The organism is Bradyrhizobium sp., assembly GCF_049512235.1.
In the GTDB taxonomy this organism is placed as follows: domain Bacteria; phylum Pseudomonadota; class Alphaproteobacteria; order Rhizobiales; family Xanthobacteraceae; genus Bradyrhizobium.
This window is the reverse complement of the sequence record NZ_JBEKXH010000590.1, coordinates 1-3604: the sequence shown is the minus strand read 5'-3', so window position 1 is coordinate 3604 and position 3604 is coordinate 1. Positions and strand designations below refer to the sequence as shown.

3 protein-coding genes and 1 pseudogene are annotated in these 3604 nt (G+C 57.8%); all 4 read right to left on the bottom strand.

Annotated features, from left to right (window positions below; genetic code table 11):
• Positions 1-417: pseudogene (locus tag ABSG20_RS32305) on the bottom strand (M28 family peptidase); the annotation flags it as partial.
• A 211-nt stretch (positions 418-628) separates the two neighbouring features.
• Entirely contained in the window at positions 629-1672 is a 1044-nt protein-coding gene (locus ABSG20_RS32300) for a metallophosphoesterase family protein (protein WP_423868506.1), read from the bottom strand.
• Between the two features lie 146 nt (positions 1673-1818).
• Positions 1819-2343, bottom strand: a complete 525-nt coding sequence (locus ABSG20_RS32295; protein WP_423868505.1) for a hypothetical protein — start codon at positions 2341-2343, stop codon at positions 1819-1821.
• Between the two features lie 644 nt (positions 2344-2987).
• Positions 2988-3604, bottom strand: a 617-nt coding sequence (locus ABSG20_RS32290; RefSeq protein WP_423868504.1) for a M20/M25/M40 family metallo-hydrolase, incomplete at its 5' end; no start/stop codon positions are given.

Genomic DNA, 3604 nt, shown 5'->3' with positions numbered 1-3604 from the left:
TTTCACCACCTTGCCGAACCAGCCACCCGCCTTCACGTCCGCGAGCGCGAGCGCAAGGATCATGGTCGAACTGATTCCCCGCTCCGGTGCGACGCCGGCATGCGAGGCGCGGCCGAAAATCTCAACCTGCCAGCGATCCGCGCCGACGGCACCGATGGTGACGTTGGAGGCAGAGCCGCCGTCGTAGTTGAAGGCCATGACCGGCGAGCCAAGGTCAGCGGTCTTGACGTGGCGCGCACCCCATAGCCCGCTCTCCTCCCGCACGCAGAACAACAGGGTGATCGGCGGATGATCAAGCTTCTGCTGCGCAAGCTCGGCAGCCAGCGTGACGAGAACGCCGCAGCCGGCGCGGTTGTCGCCGCCAAGCGCGGTCTTCACTGAATTGACGATCTTGCGGCCGGCAAGCTTGCGCTTGCTGTCCGTTGGTGACGAAAAGATATTTCGTCTGGATCTCAGGATGGATGCAGTATTGCAACGCCTGTACGAGATACTTGGCCTCGAACGGATATCGGACCGGGCCGTGACAAGTGGCGCAAGCTCTGACATCGCCGGCTAAAGAATCCGGACCTCGGGCCGCTTTTGCTTCGGGACGCTCTGGCTGGGCTCGCGTGCCGTCGCCTTGGCCCAGTTAGAGATACTGGTCTAGACCGGTTTGCTGAAAGTCGCCCATGTTGGTATCCCAGCTGTAGTTGCGGCGGGTGGCTTTGACGAAACGATTTTTTACGATCTCGACATCGAGACACTGGATCCAGTTTCCCCGGCTTTCCGCAAACTGCGTCGCCGAGCCTCCATTCCAGATCGTACTGCCTGCCCCAGCCGGATAGACATGATTCTCGTGAGTGTGGCCCGATAGAATAAGGCTTACGCGAAGCCGCTTGGACGCTTTCTCGATCAGATCGTGGTGGAGCAGCTGTTCGGTCGCCCCAACGAGGTGAGGCGGGAAATGCACCACCCATATCACAGCGATATCGGGATATCGTGCGCGAGCAAAGTTCGTTTTCGCCTCAAGCTCAGTCGAGGTATTCGAGTAGACGTGCCCCTGGCCCCAGTGACGCCCGATTCCGTTTGCGTGAGAGTTTTGCCGGAGGCATGCATCCACCCCGATCAACGCTAAGTGCTCGACTTCGTTCGAACTCGATCCTGGGACGGGTTTCTCGAGGATTGAAGCGATGACACCATGTGTGTTCCTCGCCCAATAGCTGGCGAACACTTGATCGAACAGCATGCCGCCAGCATCGCCCCCATTATTTTGGTAACGGTCATGGTTGCCGGGTATCAAAAAAGTCTTCGCAAGACCCGCAATGGTCGCGAGATGCGGGCCGTTGGGTGGTTCGCCAGTCCGAGGCGCGCGAAAGTGCCCGTTTACGGGGGGCGCGTCGATATACTGCAATGCGGCGTCCAGATCGGCCTGTAAACCTGTCGTCGCCAGATCTCCGGATAGGACGAGCGCGTCGAGCGTATCGCCAGCAGCCTGGAGTCGAGCGCTTTTGTCATAAACCCAAGCTGCCGCGCGTTCCGCAATCCCCTGGTCCTGGGTGGCGGGTAGCTTTGTGCTTCCTTGCCAGATCGAACCCAGCTTCCTACGGATTGTATTAGCTTGTAAGGCATTTGTCCGATTGGGAACGCTACCGAACTGCAAATCAGTCAAATGAACGGCGTTAAAAACGGCCATTGACGCATCACCCCCCTTTTGGCGCCGCCAATGCTTTCCGAGATTTATCCGCAGCTTGCCAGCCGGAACGAGCCGCGTTTCAGATCGCGCGACAAACGTCTAATTTTTTACAGATATCAGCCCGATACGCTCTAATCAATCATCAACTAGTAATCGAAGCTCTTGTAACCTGTTCGAGTGTGCGAATCTCTGAGCCGCTTGTGCGCAGGCTTCGTTACATTGAGCACAACTTCCGACTTATCGGTTAGCCCGACAAAACCCCAGTTGCCTACGATCGCTCCGCCGTCCCTGAGATAGTTCTTAAGCTCCGCGAGAAGTATTTGACAAAACTGATGCCGTCGATCTTCAGTTATAGGAAGACACTCGACTATTTCTTCTTCCGTCTCGTCCGAAAAACTCTCTCTGGCGACAACGTCATCCTTGATGAGTCCAGCCTGTCGACGCCCGCCAAGGCTAACGAGCACGTTTTGCAAAGTCTCGCCGATGATTTTACTAATGTGAGGAGGTGCCAGATTTAAGACTTCATCCGGGGATCCGGACAACGATCGGCGCAGTTCTTCGTCGTCTGATTTTTGTGCGCGCTCCAAATACATGCGAGCGTCATCAGCAAACATTCGAATAAGCACGTTGCTAGGAACAAAGTCTGGAGTCGGCGAACTGAATTCAACCATGGTGGTCGACCTTACGCCACAGATGGAGGTTCGAAAATCACTCCGCAAGAAACGAACCCGTGCGTCTCGGTCGCAGCCTGACCCAAATTTACTGGAACTGCTTGCCGCTTATCCGCGCGGATATCCGCCAAATATGTCTCAGACATCAGCTGCCCCCGAAAAAGGTCGCGATATCGAGCCGCCCCATATCGGCTCGTTGCTCTGCAGCAAAGCATAGACAAATGAAAGTGGCGTTGACAAGCTCCGTTATGAACGGCTTTTTAGTGGAAATGCCAGTAAAATCATATACTTATGTTCCAAAATCGGCCCGTGGGTGCCTGAACGCGCCCGCGTTGATTGAGGACAATCTTCACCTGCGATCGTTGTTCCAACGGCCGCTATGAGTCGTTCCCAGGCGCAGCGAGGTGGCCGGTCCCATCCCGGAAAAGGCAAGATCTCGCATCAATGCACCGACACCCTGATCCATCACCGCGGTAACACGCTGGTGTTATCACGCAGATGCGGTCCACGACGCGAGCTTAAAGGACGTAGCCTGATGAAAGCGTCAGAACCAGGGATGCGAACGCAAGGTCGAACGGGCTCACCGCCTGTCTTACCTGCAACCAGATCGCCTTCACCACTTGGGCTTCGGCGTGTCGCTAGGCTCACCGCATCGTCGCGAGCTGTACCGCGAGCGCACAGGCTCGGTCGTACTCGTCGACATTGATCCATTCGTCGATCGTGTGTGGCTCGTTCTGCCCTGCGCCGAAGGTTACGGTCGGAATACCGTGGCGGACCATCCAGTTCGCGTCGAGCCCGCCATTCGCGGCGCGGATGGTCGGTGTTCCGCCCATGCTGGACACCGCCGCGACCGCGCGCCTGACCACGGGCAGGCTATCCTTCATGCGGAACGGATAGTAGTCGGTCTCGGCCTTGAACTTGACGCGCCCTGACTTGCCATCGCTGTTCTTGACGCGCTTTGCAGCCTTCTCGAACGCCGCCTTGTAGGCTGTGGTGATCTCCTTGAAGAACTTGCGGTCGTGGCTGCGGCTTTCGCCGCGCACGTGCACGTAGTCGGTGACGACGTTGGTTGCGTCTCCAGCCGGCCGGCCGTCACCGCCGGTGACGGGGCCGACATTGCTCGTGCCCTGCCGCTTGCGTTTCACCACCTTGCCGAACCAGCCACCCGCCTTCACGTCCGCGAGCGCGAGCGCAAGGATCATGGTCGAACTGATTCCCCGCTCCGGTGCGACGCCGGCATGCGAGGCGCGGCCGAAAATCT